22 protein-coding genes are annotated in these 20,477 nt (G+C 59.5%); 7 read left to right on the forward strand and 15 right to left on the reverse strand.

The annotated features are described in order from the left end of the window. The 4 genes from QZL67_RS01645 to QZL67_RS01660 all read left to right on the forward strand — a co-directional run. The coding region (locus QZL67_RS01645) for an extracellular solute-binding protein (RefSeq protein ID WP_292919648.1) at positions 1-1,168 on the forward strand (1,168 nt) is incomplete at its 5' end. A 68-nt stretch (positions 1,169-1,236) separates the two neighbouring features. After that, on the forward strand, positions 1,237-2,178 hold the full coding sequence (locus tag QZL67_RS01650; protein WP_022289041.1) for a carbohydrate ABC transporter permease: 942 nt from the start codon (positions 1,237-1,239) through the stop codon (positions 2,176-2,178). After that, a complete protein-coding gene (locus tag QZL67_RS01655) occupies positions 2,168-3,004 on the forward strand; it encodes a carbohydrate ABC transporter permease (protein WP_022289042.1) in 837 nt (278 codons plus the stop codon). The genes QZL67_RS01650 and QZL67_RS01655 overlap by 11 nt, the downstream gene beginning before the upstream one ends. Positions 3,005-3,023: 19 nt before the next feature. Beyond that, positions 3,024-4,184, forward strand: a complete 1,161-nt coding sequence (locus tag QZL67_RS01660) for an ABC transporter ATP-binding protein (RefSeq protein ID WP_022289043.1) — start codon at positions 3,024-3,026, stop codon at positions 4,182-4,184. Between the two features lie 148 nt (positions 4,185-4,332). Here the strand turns inward: QZL67_RS01660 and QZL67_RS01665 are convergent, their stop codons facing one another. Next, positions 4,333-5,031, reverse strand: coding sequence for a hypothetical protein (locus QZL67_RS01665; protein ID WP_022289044.1), 699 nt, complete (start codon positions 5,029-5,031; stop codon positions 4,333-4,335). A 100-nt stretch (positions 5,032-5,131) separates the two neighbouring features. Here QZL67_RS01665 and QZL67_RS01670 point away from each other — a divergent pair, with 100 nt between their 5' ends. After that, positions 5,132-5,668 (forward strand): macro domain-containing protein, encoded by a 537-nt coding sequence (locus QZL67_RS01670; protein WP_022289045.1) that lies wholly within the window; start codon positions 5,132-5,134, stop codon positions 5,666-5,668. Between the two features lie 42 nt (positions 5,669-5,710). Here QZL67_RS01670 and cysK read toward each other — a convergent pair whose 3' ends face one another. From cysK to QZL67_RS01720, 10 genes are all read right to left on the reverse strand, one after another. Continuing rightward, a complete protein-coding gene (gene cysK / locus QZL67_RS01675; protein WP_022289046.1) occupies positions 5,711-6,655 on the reverse strand; it encodes a cysteine synthase A in 945 nt (314 codons plus the stop codon). A gap of 119 nt (positions 6,656-6,774) precedes the next feature. Beyond that, complete coding sequence (locus QZL67_RS01680) at positions 6,775-7,626, reverse strand: anti-sigma-V factor rsiV (RefSeq protein WP_292919650.1); 852 nt, start codon at positions 7,624-7,626, stop codon at positions 6,775-6,777. Further along, positions 7,623-8,108 carry an RNA polymerase sigma factor gene (locus QZL67_RS01685; protein WP_022289048.1) on the reverse strand — a complete coding sequence of 162 codons (486 nt, stop codon included), beginning with the start codon at positions 8,106-8,108 and terminating at the stop codon, positions 7,623-7,625. Before QZL67_RS01685 ends, QZL67_RS01680 begins: the two co-directional genes overlap by 4 nt. A 145-nt stretch (positions 8,109-8,253) precedes the next feature. After that, entirely contained in the window at positions 8,254-9,498 is a 1,245-nt protein-coding gene (locus QZL67_RS01690; protein ID WP_022289049.1) for an ABC transporter permease, read from the reverse strand. Continuing rightward, on the reverse strand, positions 9,495-10,232 hold the full coding sequence (locus QZL67_RS01695; protein ID WP_292919652.1) for an ABC transporter ATP-binding protein: 738 nt from the start codon (positions 10,230-10,232) through the stop codon (positions 9,495-9,497). The genes QZL67_RS01690 and QZL67_RS01695 overlap by 4 nt, the downstream gene beginning before the upstream one ends. A gap of 5 nt (positions 10,233-10,237) precedes the next feature. Continuing rightward, positions 10,238-11,848, reverse strand: coding sequence for an efflux RND transporter periplasmic adaptor subunit (locus QZL67_RS01700; protein WP_022289051.1), 1,611 nt, complete (start codon positions 11,846-11,848; stop codon positions 10,238-10,240). Positions 11,849-11,872: 24 nt separating this feature from the next. Continuing rightward, positions 11,873-12,508 (reverse strand): TetR/AcrR family transcriptional regulator, encoded by a 636-nt coding sequence (locus QZL67_RS01705; protein ID WP_022289052.1) that lies wholly within the window; start codon positions 12,506-12,508, stop codon positions 11,873-11,875. A 168-nt stretch (positions 12,509-12,676) separates the two neighbouring features. Beyond that, the gene (locus QZL67_RS01710; protein ID WP_022289053.1) at positions 12,677-13,354 is read right to left on the reverse strand and encodes a PolC-type DNA polymerase III; all 678 of its coding nucleotides are present in this window, start codon (positions 13,352-13,354) and stop codon (positions 12,677-12,679) included. A gap of 129 nt (positions 13,355-13,483) precedes the next feature. Then, positions 13,484-15,157, reverse strand: coding sequence for a formate--tetrahydrofolate ligase (locus tag QZL67_RS01715; RefSeq protein ID WP_022289054.1), 1,674 nt, complete (start codon positions 15,155-15,157; stop codon positions 13,484-13,486). Positions 15,158-15,367: 210 nt separating this feature from the next. After that, positions 15,368-15,925 carry a DUF3793 family protein gene (locus QZL67_RS01720; protein ID WP_022289055.1) on the reverse strand — a complete coding sequence of 186 codons (558 nt, stop codon included), beginning with the start codon at positions 15,923-15,925 and terminating at the stop codon, positions 15,368-15,370. A 205-nt stretch (positions 15,926-16,130) separates the two neighbouring features. On the opposite strand from QZL67_RS01720, the gene QZL67_RS01725 reads away from it, so the two are divergent. Continuing rightward, positions 16,131-16,598 (forward strand): metallophosphoesterase family protein, encoded by a 468-nt coding sequence (locus tag QZL67_RS01725; RefSeq protein ID WP_022289056.1) that lies wholly within the window; start codon positions 16,131-16,133, stop codon positions 16,596-16,598. A gap of 105 nt (positions 16,599-16,703) precedes the next feature. After that, complete coding sequence (locus QZL67_RS01730; RefSeq protein WP_022289057.1) at positions 16,704-17,084, forward strand: hypothetical protein; 381 nt, start codon at positions 16,704-16,706, stop codon at positions 17,082-17,084. 162 nt (positions 17,085-17,246) lie between these two features. Here the strand turns inward: QZL67_RS01730 and QZL67_RS01735 are convergent, their stop codons facing one another. The 4 genes from QZL67_RS01735 to QZL67_RS01750 are packed head-to-tail and all read right to left on the reverse strand — an operon-like array spanning position 17,247 to position 20,293. After that, complete coding sequence (locus tag QZL67_RS01735) at positions 17,247-18,299, reverse strand: AAA family ATPase (RefSeq protein WP_022289058.1); 1,053 nt, start codon at positions 18,297-18,299, stop codon at positions 17,247-17,249. Beyond that, on the reverse strand, positions 18,289-18,831 hold the full coding sequence (locus QZL67_RS01740; RefSeq protein ID WP_022289059.1) for a Gx transporter family protein: 543 nt from the start codon (positions 18,829-18,831) through the stop codon (positions 18,289-18,291). Before QZL67_RS01740 ends, QZL67_RS01735 begins: the two co-directional genes overlap by 11 nt. Before the next feature lie 9 nt (positions 18,832-18,840). Continuing rightward, positions 18,841-19,245, reverse strand: coding sequence for a NusG domain II-containing protein (locus tag QZL67_RS01745; RefSeq protein WP_022289060.1), 405 nt, complete (start codon positions 19,243-19,245; stop codon positions 18,841-18,843). Further along, the gene (locus QZL67_RS01750) at positions 19,229-20,293 is read right to left on the reverse strand and encodes an FAD:protein FMN transferase (RefSeq protein ID WP_022289061.1); all 1,065 of its coding nucleotides are present in this window, start codon (positions 20,291-20,293) and stop codon (positions 19,229-19,231) included. The genes QZL67_RS01745 and QZL67_RS01750 overlap by 17 nt, the downstream gene beginning before the upstream one ends. Between the last annotated feature and the right edge of the window lie 184 nt (positions 20,294-20,477).

Genomic DNA, 20,477 nt, shown 5'->3' on the forward strand with positions numbered 1-20,477 from the left:
TGAAAACCAGGGCGGTGCTGCGGTCCAGGAATTCATTGATGAATTCAATGCAAGTCAGGACAAGATTGAGGTGGAGGGCCGCTTCAACAGCACTTACGATGAGCTGCTGAAAAACCTCCAGGCAGACACTGCCGCCGGCAACACGCCGTCCATTGTCCAAGTCTCCTGGTCCAACATCGAGTACTTCCCCGACAACTTCTCCTACATCAGCCCTGAAGATGTCATCTCCAAGTATTTCCCCGAGGATAAGGATTTCCTCACCGATACCTTTGACGAGAGCATCCTAAACCTGGCCCGGAACAGCGAGGGAGTTCTGGCTGGTGTCCCCTACTCCGTCTCCAACCCCGTGCTGTTCTACAATGCGGATCTGCTGCGGGAGGCCGGTCTTTCTGAGGACGGCCCCAAGAGTTGGGATGAGTTCGTCTCCTTTGCCAAGACTGTCAAAGAGAAAACCGGCAAGTACGGCGCCTATCTCCAGGAAAGCGACACCTGGGTCCTGCAGGCAGTGCTGGAATCCGGCGGTGCTTCCATGCTGACCCGGGACGGTGACACCGCCACCGCTACCTTCAACTCCGAAAAGGGCAAGGCTGCCATGCAGTCCTACGCCGACATGGTGCTCAAAGACCAGTCCGCCGTGCATCTGACGAACATGGACGACGGGTTGAAGGCGTTCAACGACGGTGAGGTCGCCATGTGCATCTGCTCCATCGCCAAGGCCACCAACATCATTAACTCCGCCAACTTCGACGTCCGTTCCACCACCTTCCCCACCTTCGACGGTGAAGAACGCGCCGTTCCCGCCGGCGGCTGCTACCTGGCCATCACCGCCCAGGAGGAAGAAGAGCAGAAGGCCGCCTGGGAGTTCATCAAGTTCCTGTGCAGCGATGACAACGCCGCCAAGTGGGTGGCCGGCACCGGTTACGTTCCCGCCACCAAGGGCGCTGAAAACTCCCAGATTCTCAAGGACTATCTGGAGCAGAACCCCCTCATGCAGGCCGCCATGGACCAGCGCGCCGACGCCGTGCAGTGGACCGCATGGCCCGGCTCCGCGCTGGAAGCCCAGCAGGCACTGATCGACATGCGCGATCAGATTCTGGGCGGCACCAAGGATGTTTCCACCGCCATGGATGAATGTCAGGCAAAGGTTCAGGGCTTTATTGAAGATTAAGCCCACACGCGAGAAACGGAGGGCTCTGCAAATTTGCAGGGCCCTCTTGAAAAAGGAGAGATTTGTTCTTGAGCAATCCGTTTTCCTCCGGCGCCGCTGTTCTGGACGCCCGTGGCCGCCTGCGCCCCGCTGCACACAGCGGACGTCTGACGCCCTATCTTCTGCTGGCGCCGGCCACCATATTGTTTGCAATCTTCATGTTCTATCCCTTGCTCTATACGCTGTATCTGAGCTTTTTTGACTGGAACATGACCCGCCCCACCAAGGAATTTGTGGCCTTTGATAATTACATTGCTGTTTTTACCGACCCCAACTTTGGAAAAATCATGGGCAACACGGCGCTGTATATCCTGCTGCTGCTCCTCTTTGACTTTGCGGCGCCCTACGTATTCTCTTTCATTTTGTCTTTCGTGGTCCAGAAGGGGAAAAACTTCTATAAAAGTTCCATCTTTCTGCCCAGTGTCATCTCCCTGGTGGTGGGCACCATGATCTTTGTATGGCTGCTCAACCCCATCTCCGGGCCGGTGTCCGCCGTGGCCAAGGCACTGGGGGTGACGATTCCCATCTGGAGCAACACCCAGGGCTTGGTGATCGTGGTGCTGAGCATCATCACCAGCTGGAAGATTTTCGGCTACAATTTCATCGTGGTGATGGCCGGTGTTTCCAGCGTCCCCCTGGAGGTGGTGGAGGCCGCCCGGCTGGACGACGTTCCCAACTGGCGCATTTTCTTGAACATCGTTGTCCCCATGAGCAGCTCCACCGGCATCTATGTGCTGATTTTGTCCATCGTCACCGGTATGCAGCAGATCTTCACCCCCATCAACATGGTCACGCAGGGCGGCCCCGACTACGCCAGCACCAACCTCATCTACGCCGTCTACGATCAGGCGTTCGGCTTTTTCAAGACCGGCACCGCTTCCGCCTATGCAATCTTGATGATGCTGCTGTTTGGATTTTTGCTGTTTTTAGAGTTCAAGTTTGTAGAGAAGAGTGTGTACTATGAAAACTAAACCCACGGTTCCGGTCAGCCGGCCAAGCCTCTGGCACATTCCGCTGGTCTTCCTGGTAGCAATGTCCCTGGTGCCGATCCTGTTTGCGCTGCTGTACTCCTTCAAATCCCTGCAAAGCATCTTCGGCGGAGCCGGGCTTTTCACCAGCGGCTTCACCCTGGACAACTACCGGGATATTGCCCAACAGCTGCCCATTGTGCAGATCACGCTGAACACACTGGCGGTAGCGGTTCTGGTGACCGCCTGTAAGCTGCTCACCAGCATCCTTGCGGCATACGCTTTTGTCTTTACCTCCTTCCGGGGAAAGACCGTGCTGTACTTCCTGCTCATCAGCACCATTTTTATTCCCTTCACCGTCACCATGATCCCCAACTACATCACGGTTTCCAAGCTGAATCTGTTCGACAGCGTTCTGGGCATCGTGCTGCCCCAGCTGGCGGATGCCACCGGCATCTTCCTGCTGCGGCAGACCATGCGGTCCATTCCCAAGTCCCTTATTGAGATTGCGGAACTGGACGGCATCAGCCGCATGCGGACACTGCGGGACATCATCCTCCCCATCTGCCGACCCTCCATCGTGGCCACCGGCATCATCTTCTTCATCAACTCCTGGAACGAATATGTCTGGCCCACACTGATTCTGCGCAGCAAGGAAAACTACACCCTCTCTCTGGCCATGCAGCTGTTCAGCAGCTCCGAGGCCGGCACGGAATTCACCACCATCATGGCTATGGCCGTGATCTCCATGCTGATCCCCGTTGTGCTGTATCTGATCTTCCAGCGCTATATCATGAGCACCTTTGCCTCTTCGGGCATCAAGGGCTAAGCAAGAAAGGACACCGTTTATGTCTGATAAAAATACGATTGTCTTTGACCATGTGGAAAAGACCTACCAGAAAAACACTGTTATCCGGGACCTGAACCTGACGATCCCTGCCGGCCAGCGGCTGATTTTGCTGGGTCCCTCCGGCTGCGGCAAATCCACCACGCTGCGAATGATCGCCGGTCTGGAGGAGATCACCGGCGGTGAGCTGCGAATGGGCGGCCGCCGGGTCAACGAGGTGCCCTCCGGCAAGCGGGACATCGCCATGGTCTTCCAGAACTACGCCCTCTATCCCCACATGACGGTACAGGAGAACATCACCTACGCCCTGCGGGTCCACAAGCTGGACCGTGCGGAACTGCAGACGCGCCTGCACTCGGTTCTGGAGATCCTGGGGCTGGAGCCCTATGCCCAGCGCAAGCCCCGGGAGCTCTCCGGCGGCCAGCGGCAGCGGGTGGCCCTGGCCCGGGCGCTGGTAAAGCAGTCCCGCTATCTGCTGCTGGACGAGCCTCTTTCCAATCTGGACGCCCAGCTGCGGGTCCAGGCCCGCAAGGAGCTGGTCAAAATCCACGAGCTCTATCAGCAGACCTTCGTCTATGTCACCCACGATCAGGTGGAAGCCATGACGGTGGGCCAGCGGGTTGCATTGATGAACCAGGGCGTGTTGCAGATGGTGGATACGCCCTATCGGGTGTATAACCGTCCCGCCAACATTTTCACGGCCAAGTTCATCGGCTCCCCCTCCACCAACATTCTGGATGCGGACTGGGCGGACGGTGTGCTTCACATCCAGGGCCAGCAGATCCGGCTGCCGGATTGCTGGAGCTGGCTGGCAGAGCGCAGCGGCGAGAAGGAGCTGTGCCTGGGCATCCGTCCGGAACACATCCGCCTGCAGGCAGGCCGCGCAGAAAACAGTCTCATCGGCACGCTGCGCTATGTGGAGGATTACGGCAACAAGCGGGGCATCTACGTGGATGTAGGCGGCACGGAAGTGGTCTGTATGAGTGATCAGGTTCCCTGTGCCCCCGGCGAGACGGTCTCCTTCCAGCTGGACAGTGACCACCTGCATCTGTTCAGCCGCGCCACCACCAATTCCCTGGGCTATCCGGAGGAGGTCATGGAGTCCGACGGGACCCAGTGGGATTCCCGTGATGAACTGCTCTCTTACGGCACCAGCGCCTGATTCCAAGATATTTTTCTTTCCATAACTAAAAAAGGAGCGACCCGCAAGTTGCGGGTCGCTCCTTTTTTGGATAATGCTGATGGAAGCAAGGCGCCTCCCGCATCCAGGCGAGCGATTTTTCTGCCGGGCAAGCACATCTGCGGCGACATTACCCCTTTGTCTCTTCCGCATCCTCCGGTGTCTGTCCACTTTCCCGATAGCGGTTCATGATGTTGGAGAACAACGCGCCGGGAACCGGTGGCGTATAGGTGACGGCGTTGGCCCCTGCCCGGATGGTGCGGAGGATGCTCTCCTCCGTGGGACCGCCGGTGGCAATGATGGGCACGTCGGGAAAGTCCCGCCGGATCTCCGCCACGATCTCCGGGGTCCGGGCCGCGCCGGAAACATTGAGAAAGTCCGCACCGGCTGCCAACCGTCCGGCAATATCCGTATGTTCGGACACCACGGTGATGACCACCGGGATATCCACTTCGTTTTTGATCTCGTGGATCACCTCGTTGGAGGTGGGGGCGTTGAGCACCACGCCGTAAGCGCCCTGATGTTCCGCCTGGACCGCCAGACGGACGGAGCGGGCGCCGGTGGTGATTCCGCCGCCCACGCCCACAAACACCGGCACATCGCTGACGGAAATGATGGCCTGTGCGATGACCGGCTGAGGGGTAAAGGGATAGACGGCGATAATGGCGTCGGCGTTGATATTTTTGATGATGGCCACATCCGTGGAAAAGGCCAGGGACTTGATCCGCCGGCCAAAAATGCGGATGCCGCTGCATTCGCTGATGCAGGCAGGCAGCATCAGCGAGTGGCTGCGGAGGGTGCCGGTGTAGCTGGGGACGATCTTTGCCATAGAAAACTCCTTTCCGGGATAAATCCGGCGGCAGACAAATGCGCTGCCTCTTGCGTTCTGATTGAAACTCGTTATACTGAAAGTGAAAGGATGGGATGGTATGGACCGCTTTTCCATTGTTGTAGGTGACATCACAAAATCTGACGCGGAGGCCATCGTCAATGCAGCCAATCCGACCCTTTTGGGGGGCGGCGGGGTAGACGGCGCCATCCATGCCGCCGCCGGACCGGAGCTGCTGGCGGAATGCCGGACACTGGGCGGCTGCGAGCCGGGACAGGCCAAGCTGACCCGGGGCTACCGCCTGCGGGCCAGATATATCCTGCATACCCCAGGTCCCGTCTGGCAGGGCGGCGGAGTGGGGGAGCCGGCGATCCTCGCCTCCTGCTACCGCTCCTGCCTCACGCTGGCGGCGAACCACGGGATTCGTACGCTGGACTTTTCCTCCATCTCCACCGGAATCTACGGTTATCCGCTGCCGCTGGCCGCCACGGTGGCACTTCGGACCATCATGGCGTTTCTGGCGGATCATCCCCTCCCGGAACGGGTGCGGATGGTCTGTCACAGCGAAGCGGCCGCCGCCGTGTACCGCCAGACCTGGAACCTCTGGTACGCAGAAGAAAAGGATCAGCGAATGTAGCCTGCTTTGCAAAAAGCGGCGCCGCAGAGCGGCGCCGTTTTTTTACGGCTGAAACATCGGAGTGGAGAGGTACCGTTCGCCGCTGTCCGGCAGCAGCGCCACAATGGTCTTGCCCTGATTTTCCGGCCGGCGGGCCAGCTCTGCCGCCGCCCACACGGCGGCGCCGGAGGTGATTCCCACCAGGATTCCCTCCCGCCGGGCCAGGGCCCGCCCCGTCTCATAGGCATCCTGGTCTGTGACGGTCAGGATCTCGTCCAGGATTCCCCGGTCCAGATTGTCCGGCACGAAATTGGCGCCGATTCCCTGCAAACCGTGGGGGCCAGCATGGCCCTGGGTCAGCAGCGGAGAGGAGGCGGGCTCCACCGCCACGATCTTCACGTTGGGATTTTTCTCCTTGAGGTACCGGCCCACACCGCTGATGGTGCCGCCGGTGCCCACGCCGGCCACAAAGAGGTCCACGTTCCCCTCCGTATCTTCCCAGATCTCCGGGCCGGTGGTGCGGTAGTGGGCCTCAGGATTGGCGGGGTTATCAAACTGCCCGGCGATGATGCTGCCGGGGGTTTCCCGGTGCAGCGCCTCAGCCTTGGCCACAGCGCCGGCCATGCCCTCGCTGCCGGGGGTCAGCACGATCTCCGCTCCATAGGCGGCGATGAGGCTGCGCCGCTCCACGCTCATGGTGTCCGGCATGGTGAGGATCACATGGTACCCCAATGCGGCACCCACAGCGGCAAGACCAATGCCGGTGTTGCCGGAGGTGGGTTCAATGATGGTGGCTCCGGGAGAGAGCTTTCCCTCCTCCGCCGCCCGGGCAATCATATTGACAGCCACCCGGTCCTTGGCACTGCCGGCCGGGTTCTTGCATTCCAGCTTCGCCAGGATCGTGGCCTGCAGGCCATGGTCCTCTTCATAGTTGCACAATTCCAAAAGCGGTGTCCGGCCGATGAGTTCCGTTACGCTGCGGGCGATCTTCATGAAAGGTCCCTCCATTTCTGAGATGCTCCTATCATATACCCGGAAGCGCCGCCGCGCAAGATTGAGATTCGTACTTGTCCTTTCGGATAAAAGAGTCCGGCGCCGAAAATGGCGCCGGACTCTTTCTGCTTTCCTTATTTCGTAATTTCAAACTCCACGGTCCCCATGGCCCCAACGGCCACCGTATACGGCGGAAACACCACCACAGGATTGCCCGCCTCGTTGAGGTAGAACTGAGTATCTTCGTCCACGGTGGTAAAGCCGCCCGCATCCGGGGTGAAGTACACGGAGGGGTCCTCCGCCGCATCCATCTGCTCCCGGATACTCTCGTTGCACTTCTCCACCCAATCTTCGCCCAGAACATCCTGCAGCGTCAGCTCCCGGTCATCGGCAAGATTCAGATTGTAGTAGGTCTCCTCCTGATAAGCGTTGGCAAAGGAGACTGCACTTTCCACCACGAAGGAAACCGTCTCATCGGTCTGGGACTTGATCTCGTAGGTAACGGTGACCTTGTTGTCGTGCTGGGCCCATTCCTCCTCGGTGCCGCCGGTGGCAAAATACGCCTCTTTATACTCCGCAATCAGCTGCTCGCCCTCGGCGATCTTGGCATCCACCCGCTCCTGGATCTCCGCGTTCACCTGCTCTGCCAGCGCTCCGCCGGTGACGCCGGGCTGCTTCACCTCCAGGGTACGGTCCTCCGTTTTGTCGGTGAAGCTGCGGACCGTCAATACCTGGAACAGTCCTCCCAGTACCGGTACGTCCGCCGCGGTGGCCGCCACCGTGGGAGACACGTTCAGCACCCCCACCAGTACCGCAAAGCACGCAGCGACCGCACCGACGGACCGTTTCCAGTGCCGCTGCCGCTTCGCTTTACGGTGTGCCGCCTTGCCCTGCCGGATGCCGGCTTGGACCCGCTCTTCCAGCTCTGCCGGAATGGGGATTTGCTCATAGTCCTCTCTTGCCTTTTCAAACTCGTTCATCATCATTCCTCGCTTTCCAGTGTTACCCGCAGTTTTTTCAAGCCCGTGTACAGCCTTGTCTTCACCGTGCTCAGCGGCACACCGGTGACGGCGCTGATCTCCTTGAGGGAGAGCTCCTCGTAAAAGCGCAGTTTCACGATGGTCCCCACCTCTGCCGGCAGGGCGTCCACCCGCTGCGCCAGCGTACTGTCCGCTGGGAGCGGGTCTTCATAACTCCCGGCATCCAGAGCCTCCGGCGGCACCAGTGTCACCCGCTTGCGGCGGCGAAGCTGGTCCATGCACACGTTTACCAAAATGCGGTAAAACCATGTCCGAAGTGCGTCAGCATCCTGCAAGCTGTCCTGCTTTTCCAGTGCCCTGCAGACAGCGGTCTGTACCGCGTCCAGAGCCTCTTCCCTGTTTTTCAGATAGCTGTATGCCAGACGGTAAAACCGGGCCTGGTTCTCCACAATGAAAGCCGTCAGTTTTTGTTCTTTTAACTCTGTCACGTCTGATTTCCTTTCCGTACGCTGATCCGTTCTGTCTGACAGACGCGGCAGGCACGCAAAAAGTTTGCCTGGAGAAAAATTTCCGCAAAAAAGAATGGTTGATACAGTACAAGGGGCCGGCAGATGCCGGCCCCTTCTTCAGCATTCAATCATATCGCAGTGCATCAATGGGATTGAGTTTGGCCGCCTTGTTTGCCGGCAGATACCCAAAGAGGATACCGATGCCCACGCTGACGCCAAAGCTCACCAGCACGGCGCCGGTGGTGGGCGTTGCGCTGAATGTGACGTTGCTGCCCACGCCCATCTGGGACACCAGCACGCCGCCGATCAGGCTCCCTACTACCGTGGCCACCAGACATCCGAACAGGATGCCCACCACGCCGCCGATGGCGGAGGGGGGGCCTGCCTCGATAATGAACTGCCAGCGGATGTCCCGCCGCTTGGCCCCCAGGGATTTTCGGATGCCGATCTCCCGGGTCCGCTCCGTAACGGACACCAGCATGATGTTCATGATGCCAATGCCGCCCACCAGCAGCGAGATGGCGGCGATAGCCACCAGCACCAGCATGGCAACGCCCATCATGGCATTGATCATCTGTACCTGTTCGGCCATTGTCATGGTGTAATAAGCGTCTTCGTCCTGAAAAAAGTCGAAAAGATACCCGTCGATTACAGTCTTTGCAGCTGCCGCCGTGTCCCGGCTGGTGGCCATGAACATATAGAGGTTCACTGTACGGCTGCCCATGAGTTTGAGGGCATTGTTGTAGGAGATATAGATCTGGTCATCCCGTCCGCCCTCCTGCAGCGTGTCGCCGCTCTGTCGGAGCACCCCCACCACCGTGTAGGGCACGCCGCCAATGCTGATAGTCTTCCCCAGCGCGTCGCCTCCAAAGGCATCCTCCGCAAGATACGCCCCCAGGACACACACATTCTGACTGCGCTCCACGTCAATGTACTGAAGGAACCGCCCCTGGGCCAGCGTCTCGCCGTCCAGCGTGGCCTGGGTGTCCTGCTTGTACATGACCTCGCTGACACCATAAATGGTGGTCCGCTCATATTCGGTGGCGCCGTGGCGGACCCGGGCATTGGTGGACACATAGGGGGAGACGCCGGAGAGCACCTCCGGATGGGCATCCACCAGCTCATACATCCGCTCCGGGGCCAGCTGCATGGTGGTGCCGTCGCCCCGGCCATAGACATAGGTCTGGATCAGATTCACGCCCATGCTCTCCACCTGCTGGTCCACCATCTTCTGCAGTCCGTTTCCCAGGGAGATGATGATAATCACCGCCCCCACGCCGATGATGATGCCCAGCATGGTGAGGAAGGCCCGCATTTTACTGGTCTTCAGGGACTTGATCGCCAGCTTGAAATACTGCGTGATGTTCATGCCCCCGCCTCCTCTCCGCAGGCCTCCGGCTGGACTACGGCCCGGGGGTCGCTGGCGTCTCCGTCATAGATGATCCTGCCGTCCTGGAGACGGACGATGCGCCGGGCCTTGACGGCGATGGAATTGTCATGAGTGATGAGAACCACCGTGTCCCCCTCCCGGTTGAGTTTCTGGAGAAATCCCAGCACCTCCCGGCCCGTTCGGGAGTCCAGGGCACCGGTGGGCTCATCGGCCAGGATGACCGAGGGGTTCCCCGCCAGCGCCCGGGCGATGGAGACCCGCTGCTGCTGACCGCCGGAAAGCTGGCTGGGCAGATGGCGTCGCTTGTCAGCAAGGCCCACCCGCTCCAGAGACTCGATTGCCCGGGTGTGCCGTTCCTCACTGCCCACTCCGGCGTAGAGCAGCGGCAGCTCCACATTTTCCTGAACGGTGAGTTTGGGGATCAGGTTATACTGCTGGAAAATAAAGCCCAGCATCCGGTTGCGGATCTCCGCCTGCTGATCGTCCCCCATGGTGGAGACATCGATTCCACCCAGGTGATAGGTGCCGGAGGTGGGGACGTCCAGACAGCCGATAATATTCATGGCCGTGGATTTTCCGGAACCGGACTGGCCTACAATGGCCACGAATTCTCCCTGGTCGATGGTCAGACTGACGCCGTCCAGGGCGTGGACCTCCTCGTCGCCCATGGGATAGATTTTATAAACGTTTTTCAGTTCAATCAGATGCCCCAAGGCCATCAGCCTCCCATCGTGCCGACCTGGCTCTCCATCAGCACCGTTTCGCCTGCCTCCAGTCCGGAGGTGATCTCAATGTAGTTTTCATCATTGATGCCCAGCGTCACGGTCCGCTCCTCCACCTTGGAGGGATCGGCGATGGTGACGCCGTCTTCCGCCAGGGCACCGGGCAAGGCCACCTGCACTGTATTGCCCCTGCTCACTGCGGCCACCGGCACGCTGACGGCATCTTTCACCGTCTCACCGATGATGCTGGCAGACACATTCATCCCCGGCTTCAGGTCGCCGTAGTCCTGCAGAACGATGGTGACGGGGTAGTTGGTAAAGCCATCGGTGGTGGTTCCGTTGATGCTCACCCGATCCACCACGCCGGTGAAGGTCTCACCCGGCACGGCGCTGCAGGTGATCTCCACAGTCTGCCCCACTTCTACCTTGCCGATATCCAGCTCGCTGACGTTCATCTCCATTTTCAGATGGCTCAGATCATAGATCACCGCCAGGGTGCCGGAGGACACGCCGTCCACCTTGTCACCGGCCTTGAAGGTCTTTTCGATGACGGTTCCGGAAATGGGAGACTTGATGGTATAGCTGTCCAGATTCTCCGCGGCACTCCCAGCGGAGAGCTGGGCGGACTCCAGATTCAGCCGTGCGTTTTCCACACCGTCCCGCAGGCTCTCAGAGTCCAGCGTGCAGAGGGTCTCCCCCTTGGTGACAGTGCTGCCGGAAAGTTTGGTAAAGCCGTTGACCGTGCCGGAGCCCGCCGCATACACCACCGAGGATGCCGGCATGGTCACGTTGGCGTTTCCGTAGCTGGAATAGCTGCCGATCACCGCGGAGGCCGTGAAGGAGTCGGAGACGATCCCGGGGTTCGTCAGCTTTACCCGCACGGAACAGGCCTGCAGTCCGTTTCCGGTGATGACAGTGGAATCGGACACAGACGCCACAGAGCCCTGAACGGAGCCATCAAAGTTGCCAATGAAGATGGTGGCCGGCTGCCCCACGTAAAACGCGCTGGAGGCCGTGAAGGGAAACAGAAAGTCAATGGTCAGATCCGTGCTGGCCACGATCTTGCAAAGCTCAGCCCCGGCGCTGACGCTGTCACCGTTTTGCACGTATACCTCGCTGATGGTGCCGGAGAGGGTGGCGGAGGGTTTCAGAGCCTCCTGGGCCTGCTGGTACTGCAGCTTCGCCTGTTCCACGGAAATCTTGGCCCGGCTGACGGACTCCTGGGCGTCGCCGCTGTCCAGCGTGTAGAGCAGGGCGTCCTTTTCCACCAGATCATCTTCCTCAAAGGGTGCGGAGAGAATCTCACCTGTAACCAGTGTGGTCACCTGATAGGAGTCGGCAGGCTCCAGTGTGGCTGTGCCGCTGACGCAGGTAGTCAGGTCCCGGATCTCAGCGTTTACCGGCTGATAGACTGTTCCGGCGGTCCCCGGTGCGCCCATGCCCCGCAGGACGAACGTCCACACCAGCGCCGCGGCGATCACCAGGATCACCAGCACCTTGATCCAGCGCCGTTTTTTTCCGCCCTTGAACCACTTGCGTTTTTTCTTTCCCTCTGCCGCAGGTGCCGGCACCTGGCGGGAGTCTTCCGCGTTCATTAGCTCTTCCATCTTATTCTCTCCTTTTTGTTCCGCTCAGTTTCGCTCATCGGGAGCAGGTCCCTTGTCCAGGGTCATCCCCCGGCGCAGGATCTCCAGCATGTTCTTCAGGCGCTCCCGGGCATCGGGAGCGCCTCCAGCCTGTATGCCGGCATACAGCAGCGGCGCCGCCACCGTCAATAAAATTCCCAGCATATCGCCCAGGTCTCCATCCCGGCGCAGATCCAGCACATCCGGATTGACCTGTTCCTTCAGGCGCCGGAGCACCTGAGCCGTATCCACCATGGCAAGGATCGTGTTCTTATGGATGCCGCTGTTGCAGCTGAGAATCGCCGTCATGGCGCCCATGCCGCCCAGCCCCCGCTCTTCCCGCTTGGCGCAGGTATAGTCATACATCCGCAGCAACGCCGCGAAAATATCGCCGTGCTCCCGCAGCAGTGCCTCTTCCAGTACCATCACCATCTGATCCACATATCCGCCGAGCAGATACCGGAACAGGTCCTCCTTGTCGGTGAAATACATGTAGAAACTCCCCCGGGGGATTCCGGCGTCCTTGATGATCTGGTTGATGGACGCCTCGGTATAGGGCCGCCGGGAAAATTCCCGGGTAGCCGCCTCCAGCAGCTTTTCCTGCTTTTGCGCCGGCAGATTCAAAAACGTACTGCTTGGCATAGCACCCTTCCTTTCTATCTACGAATTGCAGCCTCGCGTTTCTTCATGTTGAGGAAATTTTTCTTTCATCCAAAATGTCAGGGGAAAAAACAATATGACAACTTGTCATGTATAATACATGACAAGTTGTCATATTGCAAGAGAAAATTACGACTTTTCACAATTTATTTATACCTGCGCATACAGCGGCTCCCCCCGCTGATATGGTTGGGGACGGTAAGTCACCGAGGCGATGGGCCGTCCGGAGAGGCCGTATCTGGGATGGGTTCCGAAAAGATCCACATATTCCGTCAGATCATCCCGCTCCGCCGCCATAGCATCCAGCAGCGCCGCAGCGGCACGGGCATCGTCCACCGCCCGGTGGCTGTTCACCGCATCCTGCACCCCATAGGCCTCAATGGCGTTGCAGAGCTTGTGGGGATAGTCCCGTCGGTCCCGGTACACCGTCAGGGCATCCAGGAAATGCGGTCGCCGCAGCGCACCTGCCAAGCCAAAGGGCTGCAGGAAATAATAGAGGAAATTCAAATCAAACTGGGCATTATAAGCTACCAGCAACGGGGCCTCACAGCCTTCCAGCAGCCCGCAGAACTGCTCCGCCGCCGCTTGCTTCTCCACCCCCTCCGATGCCAGCTGTTCCGGCGTAATGCCGGTGAGGTCCGTGATGAAGGGCGGCAGGGTCCGTCCCGGAGAGAGGCAGATCAGGCAGTCCATGCTCTCCCGCTCCTCCCCCGCCTCCAAACTGACGGCACCCAGCTCAATGATTTCATCCCGGGCAAAGTCAATGCCGGTGGTCTCCGTGTCAAAGACGATGACCCGGTCAAACCGCTCCCATAAACGAGTTTTCATGTTATGTTCTCCTTGCAGGTCTCAGGTTTTCCACATCCCAGGCAGAAAAGGGCGGCCCCGTCCAAAGGCGGGGCCGCCTGAACGCTCTGGCGTGTCGGTTATTCGCTGCGGGGACAAATACCCCGGCGATCAGAACAATCCGGTGATCCGGCCGTTTTCGTCCACATCAATCTTCTCCGCCGCAGGCACCTTAGGCAGGCCTGGCATGGTCATGATGTTGCCGGTCAGCGCCACCAGGAACCCTGCACCGGCGGAGACCTTCAGGTTCCGGACGGTGATCCGGAAGTCCCGGGGTGCTCCTAACCGGGCGGCATCATCGGAGAAAGAATACTGGGTCTTGGCCATGCAGATGGGCAGCTCTCCAAAGCCCAGGGCGGTCAGCTCCTGCATCTGCTTACGGGCAGCCGGGGTCAGGTCCACACCATCGGCATGGTAGATTCTGCGGGCGATGGTATTGAGCTTTTCCTCGATGGGCGCCTTCTCATCATAGCTGAACTGGAAGTTACCGGGCTGCTGGCACAGACGGACCACTTCTTCCGCCAGTTCCACGCCGCCTTCGCCGCCCTTGGCCCAGACCTGGCACAGCGCCACCCGGACGCCCAGAGCACGGCAGCGCTCCTCCACCAGGCGCAGCTCCGCTTCCGTATCCGTGGCAAAGGCATTGAGGGCCACCACACAGGGCAGACCAAAGACCTTCGTGATGTTCTCCACATGCTGCAGGAGGTTGGGCAGGCCCTTCTCCAGTGCCTCCAGATTTTCTGTGTTCAGCTGGTCCTTGGGCACGCCGCCGTGGTTTTTCAGCGCCCGCACCGTGGCCACCACCACGACGGCGGAGGGAGTCAGGCCGGCCATGCGGCACTTGATGTCCAGAAATTTCTCCGCACCCAGGTCCGCGCCGAAGCCTGCCTCGGTGACAGTGTAATCGCTGAGTTTGAGGGCCATCCGGGTGGCCATGATGGAGTTGCAGCCGTGGGCGATGTTGGCAAAGGGGCCGCCGTGGATAAAGGTGGGCGTGCCCTCCAGGGTCTGGACCAGATTGGGCTTGAGGGCATCCTTGAGCAGGGCGGCCATAGCACCTTCCGCCTTCAGATCCCGGGCGGTAACGGGGCGGCCGTCATAGGTGTAGCCCACCACCATCCGGGCCAGGCGCTCTTTCATATCTGAAATGCTGCTGGACAGGCACAGCACCGCCATGACCTCACTGGCCACAGTGATGTCGAAGCCGTCCTCCCGGGGGCAGCCGTTGGCCTTGCCGCCCAGGCCGTCCACGATATTGCGCAGCTGACGGTCATTCATGTCCACCGCCCGCTTCCAGGTGATGCGCCGGGGATCGATTCCCAGGGCGTTGCCCTGCTGAATGTGGTTGTCCAGCATTGCCGCCAGCAGGTTGTTGGCGGCGCCGATGGCATGGAAGTCACCAGTGAAGTGGAGGTTGATATCCTCCATGGGCACCACCTGGGCATACCCGCCGCCGGCGGCGCCGCCCTTGATACCGAACACTGGTCCCATGGAGGGCTCCCGCAGAGCCACCATGGCGTTCTTGCCGATACGGCGCAGCGCGTCAGCAAGGCCCACAGTCACCGTGGTCTTGCCCTCTCCGGCAGGAGTGGGGTTGATAGCGGTCACCAGAATCAGCTTGCCGTCGGGGCGGCTGCTCTCCTTGAGCAGACGGTTATCCACTTTCGCCTTATATCTTCCGTACAGTTCCAGATATGTCTCGTCGATCCCGGCGGACGCGGCAATCTCGGTAATCGGCTTCATCTCGCAAGCCTGCGCAATTTCAATATCAGAGAGAAACTTCATGGCGACCTCCATCTCAAATAGGTAATACTTTTATTGCTGTCTCTGGCAAAAAACTATATCACGAATTTGCGCAAAAGAAAAGAGAATTTTTCGAAACAGCAGGTCTGCCGTCAGAAAAGGAGTTGACCTCCGTGCGGTATGGCATCCGCACGGAGGTCATCATGAGGAAAAAAGGAGATAAGAGAGGAAACTTGGTTTCTGCGCCTTCCATCAGGCGGAGATCAGCTGCCGGATCTCCACGCCCTGCAGAAAGCGCTCTTTGCACCGCAGTGTGCAGCGACGGTACTGGTCGAAGCGCTTTTGTGCCTCCACCGGGTCGCCGTAGGCCTTCCAGCAGCCACAGCAGGTAAAGTTCCTGCCGTGGTTGCGGATAAAACCCACCACGTCCCCCAGTGGATATCCCAGAAAAACGCCGATCTCATGGGGAAACGCCTCTTCCAAACAGAGGCGGTCCGAGAGCTGTTCCAGCAGCATCTCGCTGTCTGCCTGAGAGGAGTAGCCCATCCGCCGCAAAAAAGCCCGATTGGCAGGCTCCCGCAAAATGCGGTTCAGCCACATTCTGCGGTACAAATAGATCAGGCATGCACCCGTCCGGGGACAGACCTTCAGAACACGGACCACAATGCCGAAGGGTTCCAGCTCTCCGGCCCAGCGGGACACCAGCGCCTGCGCACCGTCTCCCTGCCAGCGGAAGAGGCTGGCCGGTTTGATCCCTTCCAGGGTGGGAGCACATTGTTCCACCAGTGTGGCTTCAAAGGTCCGCTTCATGTCTTGTCCTCCGTTTCATTCGGTTAGTATTAGCTAACTGTCGTTCAAAAAAAGAAATGCTTGCCCGCATCCCATAGGTTAGTTTTAACTAACCACGCATAAAGAATAGCATATCGATCCGGTGTTGTCAAGTCTTTTTTCCACAGTTGTCAAAGCCGCCTAAATGCAGTAGGATAAAAACATCTTAACCAGTGGAGGTACTGCAATGAAGATTCTGGTCCTTTCAGACTCCCACGGGAACCTGACCAATATGGAGCAGGCCGTGGAACGCACAAATCCCAATCTGATTGTGCATCTGGGAGACTGCTGGCGGGACGGAGAGCGGCTCCATGAACACTTTCCGGAGATTCCTCTGGAGCAGGTTCCCGGCAACTGTGATTTCCGTCCCGGGGAGCCGGCGGAAAAGCTGCTGATCCTGCGCGACAAGCGGATTTTGATCTGCCATGGCCACACTTACGGGGTCAAGCAGTCTCTGCTCAACGCCGGCTACGCCGCGGGAGAGCAGGCATTGGACCTGTTTCTCTTCGGCCACACCCACCGGCCGCTGGTGGATATGCGAGGCCGAACCCTGTTTCTGAATCCCGGCAGCATTGGGGACTATGCCCATCCCTTTTACGGTGTGGTGACCATTGAGAATGGCCGCCTGGACGGCCGCACGGCGGCGCTGGACTGACCGCTGGATTCCTCTCCCCACGCTCTGCCTTGCAAAAACAGACAAAAGCGTGTATACTGATTAGATGATCTTTGATCATCCCAGACCCCCTAAAGGAGGAACTCTATGTCCATCCCCTACTTTTTCGGCGCTGCCGCCGGCGGCTTTTTGCTGATGACCGCTGTCGGCGTTCCGGCTCTGGTGGCACTGTGCTCATCCATTCCACTGGCCAAGCGCCGAAAAACGGAAACTCCCGGCTTCGATCTCAAGCGCGCTTATCGCCGGATCACGCATTTGGTGGTACTGGCAGCGATCCTGATGATCCTGGTCACCGTGCTGGTGATCCGCTTCACCGCCGATGTGTCGACGCTGGGATACCTGCTTGGCCTGATTCTGGCATTCGTCCCCCGTATCAAGGAAATGACCCCCAACAATCAAAAGAACCAGGAAAATTTCGAACGCATTTACGCGGACTGTTACCCCTCCGGCAAATCTCCCCGCTCCTGAGACAGTCCGTATCAACCAAACCGTCATCCTCCGGATGGCAGGCACCCCCTGCGTCAGGACGCTTCTCCTGACACAGGGGGTGCCTTCTTGTCCGCTGCAGCGGGGAATTTTCGAAAATCTGCCATGAGGTCGAGGGCAACATCAGTGCCGGAAGCAAAAGCCTCAGCGTTCATCTGCCCGCGCCGTCGAGACATCCTGCGCGGTGATGGTCATCAGCTCCTCCCGGGAGACCTGGTCCAGCGCCGCCAGGCGGTTGGCCTGGCACACCAGAATCCGCTCAAAGAGATTCCGCACGCCTCTGGCGTTGCCGAAGGACACCGGATCCGTATTTTCCTCCCGGATATACTCCCGTACCTGCTCCTCCGCCGCCTGCTCCAGCGCATAGCAGCCCTTTTCGCACTGCATGCGGAAAATGTCCAGCAGCTCGTCCAGACTGTAATCGTCAAAGTGCAAAAAACGGTTGAACCGGGACTCCAGGCCGGGATTGGAGTGAATGAACGTCTCCATCAGGCCGTCGTATCCCGCCACGATCACCACCAAGTCATCCCGGTGGTCTTCCATGGCCTTGAGGATGGTATCGATGGCCTCCTGGCCGAAATCATTGTCCCCTCCGCCGTTGAGGGAATAGGCCTCGTCAATGAACAATACACCGCCCAGAGCCTTTTTCAGTACCTTCCCGGTCTTAATGGCTGTCTGTCCCACATATCCCGCCACCAGGCCGCTGCGGTCCACTTCCACCAGCTGCCCCCGGGAGAGAATGCCTAGGCTGTGGTAGATCCGGGCCATCAGACGGGCCACCGTAGTCTTGCCGGTGCCGGGATTGCCGGAGAACACCAGATGCAGGCTCAGCGCCGGTACCGGAAGGTCCTGCTGACGCCGCATCTGATGGACCTTCACCAGATTCGTAAGGCTGCGCACCTCCCGCTTGACCGCCTCGAGACCAATATACCCGTCCAGCTCCGCCAGCAGGTCCTCCAGCTTCTCCGGCGGCGTCTCCGTCTCCGGCGCGGACTCTTTTTCCGGTTCCGTCTGCTTCTTTTGCTCCTCCGGCGTCTCTTTCCGGGAAGCTTCAGACGTCTCGGGTTTCCGCTCAGGCACTGGCGTTCCCCAGAAATCTGTTCCCATCCGCTGCAGGTTGTGCTCCGTCATGGAGCGGATCACCTCCATCTGCTGGAGAATGATCTGGTCCTTTTTGCTCTCGTCCTTACGCGCCATGTGCTCCTCCCTGATCCAAATCCAAGTTGAGATTCGTATGGGCCAGCGCCCGGAACAAGCAGGCGCTCACCAGCCCCGTCAGCGCCCCGGTCAGCAAGGATACCCCCAGCAAAACAGGCAGATAATAAAGAGGCGCCGTATTGCCCAGCGTCAGCACCGCTGCGGCCACCTGTCCGCAGTTGTGGGCCGCCGCACCGCCCACCGAAACTCCGTAAACGGAGAGGCGCCGCAGTCTGCTCAGGGCGATCATCACCACCATGGCGGTGACACCGCCCAGCAAAGAGAAAATCAAGGCATTCATGTTGCCTGCGAACAGCGCCCCCAGGAAGCACCGTGCCAACAGAATCAAAAGGGCCTGGGCCGGTCCCAGGGCATAGAGGGCAAAGACCGTCACGATATTGGCAAGTCCCAGCTTGATACCCGGGATGGGGATGGCCAGGGACAGCGGGAACAGATTCTCCAGATAGCTCAGCGCCAGCGCAAGAGCGGTGAGCACCGCACACAGCGTCAGCTGCTTTGTGGTCAGTTTCATGCCCGCCTCCTATCCGATCACGGTGTCCAGGCCGTTATCCGCCGCCGGACCGCCTTCCAGCTCGATCACCACCCGGGCCGGCAGACATACGATGCTCTGCCCGCTGCGGGAGATGTGGCCGGTGTGCACACAGTCCTGGGTGGGACAGTCGGACTGCTCTACCCACACTTCCGTATCCGTCAGGCAGATCTCCAGGGTATAGCCGCCGCCATGCACCGTACGGCGAGTCTCCCCGGTCTGGGCCAGCGGAATCCGCTCCACCTCGGTACCGTCCACGGAGATCACCGCCGTCAGCGACTCCTGGCTGCCGCTGCCCCGCCAGATCCCGGCAGCACATGCCACTGCCAAAATTACCACCGTCAGGACCACCATACCGTCCCAGAGATTGGGCCGCAGTTTAGGAGACCGTCTCATACCTGTATGCACTCCCGTCCGCCGGTGTGAACCGGTCCGCCAGTCCATCGGTCACCAATACCCGGCCATCGTCGGTCACCAGCACCAGATCAAAATCGTACGCGCCGCTGCGCCAGAATTCCAGGGCCTTTTCCTCTCCCATGACAAACAGCGCTGTGGAAAATGCGTCACACATGGTACCGGTCCCGGCAGGGTTTCCATCGTCTTCCCGGGCCGCGTCCCCGCCGGCCACCACCGTTACCTGCAGCAGTCCGCTTTCTGCGGGATAGCCGGTGGCGGGGTCGATGATGTGGTGATAGCGTTTCCCATCCTGCTCAAAATACCGCTGGTAACCGCCGGAGGTCACCGCATAAGCATTGGTCAGATCCAGGACCCCTACCGTGGCATTGCTGTCCTGCGGGTCCTGAACGCCCACCCGCCAGGCGCTGCCGTCCGGCTTGGCTCCACTGACATACACATTGCCGCCCAGAGAGATCATGCCGCTCTTTACGCCGTGCTGGGCGAAGATTTCCGCCACACAGTCGGAGGCATAGCCCTTAGCGATTCCTCCCAGGTCAATGGACTGTCCCTGGCCCAGAGCGGCATAGCAGCCGTCCGTGCGCTCCTCCAGCTGAATACGGCTGTCGTCCACCAGCGGCAACAGGGCATCCAGCTCCGCCTGACTGGGCACCTGGTAGGTATCCGTGGTAAAGCCCCAGGCGGTGACCACTGGCGCCACCGTGATGTCAAATGCGTCGCCCGTAGCCGCGCTGTACGTCTTGGCGCTGTTGAGCAGTTTCCACACATCGTCGCCCACCGCCGTCATCACGCTGCCAGACTGGTTGAGCTTGGACACCTCACTGTCTTCCCGAGTGCGGGAGAGCTCCGCGTCCAGCTGGTAGATCCGCTCCTGGGCAGCCGCAATCGCGTCCTCCCCGGCTTTTCCGTAGGCGGAAAAATTCATCACCGTATCCATGGCAAAAGCCTGTCCCTCCGCCGGGCCGCTGTCACAGCCGCTCAAGCTCCCGGCCAGCAGCAGAGCCAGCAGCAGGCAACCAATTCGTTTCATCACAGGTTCTCCTCTTGAACAATTCTAAAAATGCCGCAAACTGCGGAAAAAATCCATAATAAGAAAGTATACCATGTCCCGCAGAGCAGCACAACCAAAAATCCGGTATTTTTGACAGCCCATCTGAAAACGCTCTTGCAAAAAAGCACAAAGTCTGCTATACTAACAAAGAATGTCGGCGGCG

The organism is Oscillibacter sp. CAG:155 (assembly GCA_000436875.1).
Classification (GTDB): Bacteria; Bacillota; Clostridia; order Oscillospirales; family Oscillospiraceae; genus Oscillibacter.

Bases quoted from the DNA above. Each gene is read 5' to 3' on its own strand.
- QZL67_RS01655 (WP_022289042.1), top strand. From the start codon at position 2,168: ATGAAAACTAAACCCACGGTTCCGGTCAGCCGGCCAAGCCTCTGGCAC.
- QZL67_RS01660 (WP_022289043.1), top strand. From the start codon at position 3,024: ATGTCTGATAAAAATACGATTGTCTTTGACCATGTGGAAAAGACCTAC.
- QZL67_RS01665 (WP_022289044.1), bottom strand. From the start codon at position 5,031: ATGGCAAAGATCGTCCCCAGCTACACCGGCACCCTCCGCAGCCACTCG.
- QZL67_RS01670 (WP_022289045.1), top strand. From the start codon at position 5,132: ATGGACCGCTTTTCCATTGTTGTAGGTGACATCACAAAATCTGACGCG.
- cysK (WP_022289046.1), bottom strand. From the start codon at position 6,655: ATGGAGGGACCTTTCATGAAGATCGCCCGCAGCGTAACGGAACTCATC.
- QZL67_RS01680 (WP_292919650.1), bottom strand. From the start codon at position 7,626: ATGATGATGAACGAGTTTGAAAAGGCAAGAGAGGACTATGAGCAAATC.
- QZL67_RS01690 (WP_022289049.1), bottom strand. From the start codon at position 9,498: ATGAACATCACGCAGTATTTCAAGCTGGCGATCAAGTCCCTGAAGACC.
- QZL67_RS01700 (WP_022289051.1), bottom strand. From the start codon at position 11,848: ATGGAAGAGCTAATGAACGCGGAAGACTCCCGCCAGGTGCCGGCACCT.
- QZL67_RS01705 (WP_022289052.1), bottom strand. From the start codon at position 12,508: ATGCCAAGCAGTACGTTTTTGAATCTGCCGGCGCAAAAGCAGGAAAAG.
- QZL67_RS01710 (WP_022289053.1), bottom strand. From the start codon at position 13,354: ATGAAAACTCGTTTATGGGAGCGGTTTGACCGGGTCATCGTCTTTGAC.
- QZL67_RS01715 (WP_022289054.1), bottom strand. From the start codon at position 15,157: ATGAAGTTTCTCTCTGATATTGAAATTGCGCAGGCTTGCGAGATGAAG.
- QZL67_RS01720 (WP_022289055.1), bottom strand. From the start codon at position 15,925: ATGAAGCGGACCTTTGAAGCCACACTGGTGGAACAATGTGCTCCCACC.
- QZL67_RS01725 (WP_022289056.1), top strand. From the start codon at position 16,131: ATGAAGATTCTGGTCCTTTCAGACTCCCACGGGAACCTGACCAATATG.
- QZL67_RS01730 (WP_022289057.1), top strand. From the start codon at position 16,704: ATGTCCATCCCCTACTTTTTCGGCGCTGCCGCCGGCGGCTTTTTGCTG.
- QZL67_RS01735 (WP_022289058.1), bottom strand. From the start codon at position 18,299: ATGGCGCGTAAGGACGAGAGCAAAAAGGACCAGATCATTCTCCAGCAG.
- QZL67_RS01740 (WP_022289059.1), bottom strand. From the start codon at position 18,831: ATGAAACTGACCACAAAGCAGCTGACGCTGTGTGCGGTGCTCACCGCT.
- QZL67_RS01745 (WP_022289060.1), bottom strand. From the start codon at position 19,245: ATGAGACGGTCTCCTAAACTGCGGCCCAATCTCTGGGACGGTATGGTG.
- QZL67_RS01750 (WP_022289061.1), bottom strand. From the start codon at position 20,293: ATGAAACGAATTGGTTGCCTGCTGCTGGCTCTGCTGCTGGCCGGGAGC.